Source organism: Anaerolineales bacterium, assembly GCA_037382465.1.
GTDB lineage: Bacteria > Chloroflexota > Anaerolineae > Anaerolineales > E44-bin32 > WVZH01.
In genome coordinates, this window is the sequence record JARRPX010000035.1 from 25,063 (window position 1) to 32,437 (window position 7,375).

Annotated in this window: 5 protein-coding genes; 3 read left to right on the forward strand and 2 right to left on the reverse strand. The window is 58.9% G+C overall.

Going from position 1 to position 7,375, the window contains the following annotated elements; all coding sequences use genetic code 11:
• Positions 1–9 precede the first annotated feature (9 nt).
• On the forward strand, positions 10–1,284 hold the full coding sequence (locus P8Z34_10215) for an MFS transporter (GenBank protein MEJ2551046.1): 1,275 nt from the start codon (positions 10–12) through the stop codon (positions 1,282–1,284).
• On the opposite strand, the gene P8Z34_10220 is transcribed toward P8Z34_10215, so the two are convergent.
• The gene (locus P8Z34_10220; protein ID MEJ2551047.1) at positions 1,285–2,223 is read right to left on the reverse strand and encodes a 4Fe-4S binding protein; all 939 of its coding nucleotides are present in this window, start codon (positions 2,221–2,223) and stop codon (positions 1,285–1,287) included.
• 281 nt (positions 2,224–2,504) lie between these two features.
• Between P8Z34_10220 and P8Z34_10225 the strand changes: the two genes are divergently transcribed.
• A complete protein-coding gene (locus P8Z34_10225) occupies positions 2,505–3,332 on the forward strand; it encodes an aminotransferase class IV (GenBank protein ID MEJ2551048.1) in 828 nt (275 codons plus the stop codon).
• A 147-nt stretch (positions 3,333–3,479) separates the two neighbouring features.
• Here P8Z34_10225 and P8Z34_10230 read toward each other — a convergent pair whose 3' ends face one another.
• Positions 3,480–5,297, reverse strand: a complete 1,818-nt coding sequence (locus P8Z34_10230) for a serine/threonine-protein kinase (protein ID MEJ2551049.1) — start codon at positions 5,295–5,297, stop codon at positions 3,480–3,482.
• Between the two features lie 688 nt (positions 5,298–5,985).
• Between P8Z34_10230 and P8Z34_10235 the strand changes: the two genes are divergently transcribed.
• Positions 5,986–7,375 (forward strand): hypothetical protein (locus tag P8Z34_10235; GenBank protein MEJ2551050.1); only part of this gene is annotated, 1,390 nt, incomplete at its 3' end.

A 7,375-nucleotide genomic window follows, 5' to 3' on the forward strand; every position in this document is an offset into this window, starting at 1 on the left:
GAGGCTTCGATGCGAAAGAACTCCTTGTTCGAATTGATCAAGCTGAACACGTACTGGTTTGGCTTGTCGTTCATGTGGACCAGTCTTCATACGCTCATCCTGCCGGCGCTGATACTGCAGTACGTGCCGGACGAGCGAAAAAACACCACACTCGGCCTGCTTACCTTTACCGGCTTGATCATCGCCGCCATCGTTCAACCACTTTCAGGTGCCGCCAGCGATCGTTGGGCTTCGCGTTTCGGGAAACGACGCCCGGCGATCGTCTTCGGTACATTATGCGACATGGTCTTCCTGGCACTGATGGCCTACGCCGGCGGGATTCCGCTGCTGGCTTTGTCATACGTAGGCCTGCAGTTCACCTCCAACATCGCCCACGGTCCGGCGCAGGGATTGATGCACGACAAGGTACCCTCCGAACAGATGGGCATGGCCAGCGGGATCAAAAACATGTTCGACATGAGCGGTGTGGTCGTCTCGTCCCTCGTGGTGGGATTCATCTTCACTGTGGAAACGCCGCTCGCGGCATTCATCGGGATTGCCCTTGCGTTGGTACTCGGAGCGACCTTCACGGTTTTCGGTGTTCATGAGGGCAGCACCGCTGCGGAGAAAAACGGCGAACCCATTCTGACGAGATTTCGCAATTCACTGCGCATCGACCGGAAGCAGCACGGTAATTACTGGCGCCTGCTTCTCGTGCGATTCCTGTTTCTTTCCGGCGTGTACGGCATCCAGGTCTTCGCGCAGTATTTCATCCGCGACGTCCTGCAGGTCGAAAATCCGATCGAATTCACGGGGTCGATGCTGGCTGTTATCGTCTTGGCGCTGATGCTCTTTTCCATCATCGCCGGCCGGATCGCAGATCGCATCGGCCGCAAGCCGATGCACACCCTGGCTGCCGTGACCGTTTGCGTGGGGAGCATTTTGCTAACCATTGCCAGACAACCAACCAGCGTATTGATCATCGGAAGCGTCGTCGGCGCCGGGATCGGCGTGTTCCTGAGTGCGAATTGGGCGTTGGCCAACGACCTGGCCCCGCTGGGAGAGGGCGGGAAATTCCTCGGTCTGACCAACCTGGCCACGGCCGGCGCCGGCGCCATGAGCCGCTTGCTGGGGCTTCCGATCGACGCGGTCAACAATTTGCGTCCCGGCGAGTATCTCGGTTACAACGTGCTGTTCCTGAGCGCTGCGGTGATGTCGATCGTCAGCCTGCTCATCCTGCGCAAGGTGCCGGAACAAATAAACCCGCGGCGCACACAAGTGGTCGATATTCGATCCGATCGATGATTAACTGCCGGCTTGCTGGATGAGCTCTCGAATCTCCAGCGGCGGACTCTTGGTCGCGTCCAGCACCAGCGTAAGCGCCTGCGGCGGGCAAACCGAAACACACACCCCGCAGCCCATACATGCGACCTCGTCCACAATCACCAGATCCCCATCCGCTTCGATAGCTTCGAACGGGCAGATTTCACTGCACTCGCCACACGCAATGCATTCGTCCGCATCGACACGGGCAACATAGCCGGAACTGGCCAACATTCCCGATCCTCGCCGGAAGGAGTCCATCGCCGCGCAGCAGCAGGAACAGCAGTTGCAGATCGCATAGAAGCGGCCGAACATCGCATCCTTGAAAAAAGCATGATGCACGTGTCCGCGTTCGTGCTCCTCTTCGAGGATTTTTTCCGCCTGCGCCTGGGTGATCCAACGTGCCCGGTCTGGATGATGATCGATCACGAAGCCGGCAAAGGGTTCGCCGATCACCATACACACGTCCAGCGGCCGGCAAGGATCGGGCTTGCTCGAACGGCAGGCGCAATCAAGTACGGCGATATGATCGGGGTTTTTGAGTACAATGTCGCGCGCCATCTTGTAAGGGATGATCTGTTCGAGATCCCCGAGATCGACATCCTCCTGCACCGTGACCAACTGGCGAGCGGCTTGCGGGGTAACGACCTTGCCGTGATACGCGTCCGCGAACGTGTGCGCCTCCACGTCCGGCTCAGGGCGCGGCTGAAACCATGCCACGATCGCCCCCACAAATTTCACCACCCCCGACAGCCAATGCTCGCCGCGGCCGGCGGCGATGTAGAGATAGGGCCAACGTCCGTAGACGTAGCCATGCAGAAAATCGAACCAGGAATAATCTGAAACCGTTTGCGCTTCTCGGTGAAAATCCTTAGAACCCTGCGACCGCCAAAACCACTTCCATTCACGCTTGCCTGGCATCTCTACCTCCTACAGGGACAGGGTGACGATCTTCCGGCGATTTCGCTCTCCCAAAGCATACATCAAACGGACCCCGAAAACCGATCCATTTCCGCACACCCGCCGCTTGCCGCACATCTACCCGGCATGCGGCGGCATCGAATAGAGATCGATGTTCGAGACAGGGGATACGAAGCACGGCCCCAAATCGCACTGCGCGATCGAGATGAGCCGCAGCCCTGCAAAGGAATGGAGAGTGTGTTATCGTTGTTTGCTGCATCACGCAAAGGAGAATCTGCTGCATGCCCATCCCCGCCGCCATTCTCGCCCGATCGGGAAAAATAGAGCCCGCACCCTACCAGGCCGAGGACATGTCCGCTCTGGCCAGGCTCGAACCGTCCGGGATCTACACCGTCGCCCGCACCTATCACGGCGATCAAGCCGTTTTGCTGGATGCACATTTCGACCGCATGGAGGACTCGGCGCGCCTGGAAGATATTCCCCTCGACCTCGACCGGCAAGGCATCCGCCGCTGCTTACGCAAACTCATCGAAGAGTCTGGTTTCGAGGAAGCCAGATTCCGTCTGACCATTCCCCGCGACCGGCCCGATCGAGTCATCATCGCCCTGGAGCCTTTGGACCTGGACGTGATTGCCCGCCAACGCGAGGGCGTGACGGCCAGCACGCTCTACGTGCCGCGCGAAAATCCTCGCGCCAAACGCACCGAATGGGTGACCGTTCGAAATCAGGCGCGCGGGCAGCTTCAGCCGGGTGCTGCTGTGGGCCTGCGGCTGTCGGCCGACGGGACGATCAGCGAGGGGTTCAGCAGCAATTTCTATGCGGTGAAAGACGGCGTATTACGCACGGCGCAGGACGACATCCTCTTCGGCATCTCCCGCCAGATCGTGCTCACGGTTGCCCCGGAAATCCTTCCGGTCGAGCTCCACCCCATCCACGAAGATGTAATCCCCGATCTGCAGGAAGCTTTTCGCAGCAGCAGCAGCCGCGGCATAACGCCGATCGTACGCATTAATGGAAATCCCATCGGCGACGGAAAGCCCGGTCCAAAGACGCTGGCGCTCATGCAGGCATTCGACGCCTGGGTGGAAGCGCACCTCGAACCCATCTGATCGAGATGTGGAGTTTCGGTCCATAACGCGGGCGAGGGATGTGGTTCTCTCGGCCGTAAGTTTTTATCCGCAGGTGTGCGGGAGAAATGAAAGACGGGGGAGATGTTGGGTTTCGGTCCCCTCAACCCAACCTACGGGCTTCGATCGTCAATCCGAGAGCGTGCAGCCGTTGCTGAAATCGAGATCCAGGTTATAGCCTCCACTATCGGGCGGATTACCAAAAATAAACCGTAGTGTCACTGGACCAGTAGGAATACTCGCGTTGGGAGAAGCCGATTCGGGTGAAAATTGCTCGTCAAACCAAATCACGTTTCCAGCAAGTCTAACGATGTTGAGCGGAACTCCACCAGTCCAAGTGAGACTCCACGAATTCAACGTGACGGCAGATCCTGTACCATTCTGGATAATCCAGCGAGCGTCCCTTTCTAAAGCAGAGATCGTTGGCCCAGTCAAACTCAATCCACCACACGGATCGGGCGTCGGCGTGCGCGTCAGCGTGATCGTGGGCGTGATCGTGGGCGTCGCCGTCGGTGGGGGCGTGAGCGTGATCGTCGGGGTGAGCGTGGGCGTGATGGTGCGCGTCTGGGTGATCGTCGGCGTACGCGTGATCGTCGGCGTGCGCGTGATGGTGGACGTCATGACGTTGGTGAGCGTCAGCGTTGGAGTGCGCGTGCGCGTAGACGTCGCGGTTGGCGGCACGGGCGTGTCGGTCGGAACCGGAGTCAGCGTGTTCTCCCCGGCGGCGGCCAGGGTTTCGTTGACGGAACCGAAGGCCGCGGTCTCCAGGGCCTGCATGGTGCCCGCCACCGCAGTCTCGATTTGCTCGCCGGAAAGATCTTCCAGGCCGGAGCGGATGGCGACGGCCGTCGAAAGGGCATCGATCGTCTCCTGGGCGTCGTAGGTGGGAATCGCAGCAACCGCCGCACCTGGATCTCCGTCGTCGAGCATGTTGTCCACGATGCGCGAAGCGGCGTACAGGCTTCCTACGAGCAGGGGAATCAAAAACAAGAGCATCGCCGACATGGGCATGCGCCTGCCCGATTTCCCGCCGTTGCCGCCATCGTCGGGCGGGACGATGAAATCCTCCGGCTTCGGCGGCGGCGATTTGGCGCCCGGTTTCAATCGTCCGGATTCCGGATCGTACACATCCTGCATCGTCTTCTGAAACGCCTCGTTCATCTTCGCAATGGAGGCGTAGCGTTCCTTTGGATCCTTGGCCATCGCCTTTACGATGACCTGCTCGACTTTCGCCGGCAGGTTGGCGTTCACCAGACGGGGTTGGGGCAAAGGCTCGTGTGCATGCATCAACGCGATGGCCAGGGGTGTGTCTGCTTCGTAGGGAAGCCGGCCCGTACAGACCTGATACAGAATCACGCCCAGCGCGTACTGGTCGGCGAGATGCGAGACCTTCTCACCGCGCGCCTGTTCGGGGGCCATGTACGTCGGTGTGCCGATCAAACCCGAACCGGTCAGGGTCATCGTCGCTTCCGAGACCTGGGCGGTGCCGAAGTCGGAAAGCCAGGCGTTGCCTTTCTCGTCGATCAGAATGTTGGAGGGTTTGACGTCACGATGGACGATCCCCGCATCGTGCGCGTACTGCAGTGCGCTGGCGATTTGATTGATGATGATGGCGCCCTCTTCGGGGCTGAGTGGATGGTCAAGCAGGCGTTCACGCAGCGTACCCACTTTCATGTACGGCATGACAATGTAGGCCAGATCGTCTTGCTCGCCAAAATCGAGAATCGGTACGATGTTCGGATGGCGCAGGCCCATGAGAACCCTGGCCTCACGCCGGAAGCGCGCCAGGAAACCTTCCTCTTCAGCCAGACCCGGAGAGATCACTTTGATGGCGACGACGCGCTCGTTGGTCACGTCGACGGCCTGAAACACGGAAGCCATCCCGCCGCGGCCAATTTTCTTGACGATCTCGTATTTTCCGAGGATCTTACCGATTAAGTACGCCATTCGTTCCTATCCTGCGGACCCATATCATACAGGCAAACGAAAATCCAGACCAACGCATAGACACAAGCCGCACCTGCTCTCGGGCCGGAAGTGAACGAGTCGTCCGGAATCATGGCCGACGAGATCGGTGCTGAATCTCAATATAGCCGTTTTCACCGGGAATCCACAAGGTTACGTTTGTCATCCTTTCGGAACCGCAGCAGATCAGCCTTCGCCAGGGCCGCCAAACAGAGGGAAAAATCCCTGTCTTCCGACGTAAAGAGAAACCAGGCTAAAACGTACAAGCCTCCCTTACGAGCCTTCCTTTTAATCCGCGGTATCCGGGAGTAGGACTGGATAGCTATTTCTCTGCGGCCCGGAGAATGCTATAAAAAGGGTGCGTCTTTTGTGGTATATTGGTGTAAGTTCTCTTGCGTTGGTACTAATAAAAATACTCTAGACTTCGCAGACGGGAGGCGAGAAATTGCCGTCCATCTGCGGGAATCGCTTTTGGAGTGTTGGGGACTTCTGGAGGACTGAAGCAAGCGTTGCCAAAGGGAGGCAATCGTTGCATCACTGACCCACAGGCGAGTGACGACGCGCGACTGCAAATCGCAACGATGAAAATCCTGAACTACGGAGAACGCTAAACTTGACCTCCCAAACATCAACTTCATCTAAGCTCGCGATCGGCCTTGCTCCGCTTCTCGTGGCAGCTGGTTTGCTGCTGGCTGACGCCGTGCTGGCAAACCCGGTCGTCACAGAGCGGGTGAGTATCGATTCGGACGGCACCGAGGTTTTCGGCCCCAGCTCGGACCCCAGCGTCAGCCAGGATGGCCGTTTTATCGCCTTCTCGTCTGATGCGACAGATCTGGTCCCGGGCGATACGAATGGGGTCAAAGACGTCTTCGTACATGACTGGGCCGAGGGGGTGACCGTGCGCGTCAGCGTGTCGTCCTCAGGTTCTGAAGCCAACGCGGGCAGCAATTCTCCCTACATCAGCGAGGACGGACGTTACGTTGCCTTCTACTCCAACGCCGACAACTTGGTCGCAGGCGACAGCAACGGCGCCCCCGATATCTTCGTCCACGATCTCCTGACCGGAACGACGGAACGAGTGAGTGTGAATGCCAGCGGTGTGGAAGCCAACGCCGCTTCCAGTTCACCCAGCTTGAGCGCTGACGGACGTTTCGTTGTTTTCGCTTCAGAAGCGGACAATCTCATCGCTGGCGATTCCAACAGTGTGGCCGACATCTTCCTCTACGATCGGGTGTCCGCTACGGTCGAACTGATTTCTGCGGCCCAGGTTCCATCCGAATGGGCCAACGCAGCGAGCGACACCCCGGTGATCAGCGCAGACGGCAACTTCGTCGCCTTCGCATCCAACGCCAGCAATCTGGTTCCGGATGACACCCTTGGCCGCCAGGACATCTTCGTTCGAGATCGAACCCTGGGCATCACGGAACGTGTAAGCATCTCAACGGATGGGGACGAAGCCAATTTCTCTTGCTATGGACCCGACATCAGCACCGACGGGCGCTTCGTTGCCTTTCGATCGACTGCGACGAACCTGGTAACGGGCGACACCAACTACTGGCCGGATATTTTCCTGCGCGATCGACAAAGCGGCATAACGGAACGTGTAAGCGTCGACAGCGACGGCGTGGAAAGCAACGGCGCGAGCTACGAAGCTTCACTCGGCGTAAACGGCCGTTTCATCGCCTTCCGCTCCAGCGCGTCGAATCTGGTTGCAGACGACACGAACGGATCCACCGACGTCTTCGTGCGAGACAGACTGGGGCTCACCGTACGCGTCAGCGTCGACAGCGAGGGAGTGGAAGCTGATGATTCCAGCTACCTGCCCTCGATAAGCTCCAACGGAATGGTGGTCGCCTTTTATTCCATGGCGACGAATCTGATACAAGACCCATTTGACACCAACGGTGTGTTCGACGCTTTCGCCCACGGCGAAAAACCGGAAGCGTCTCCGGAACCGACGGCCACGGCGACGCCCACGGCAACGGCCACCGCGACTTCGACATCCACCAATACGCCGACCGACACGCCAACGAACACACCGGTCCCCACCGACACACCGA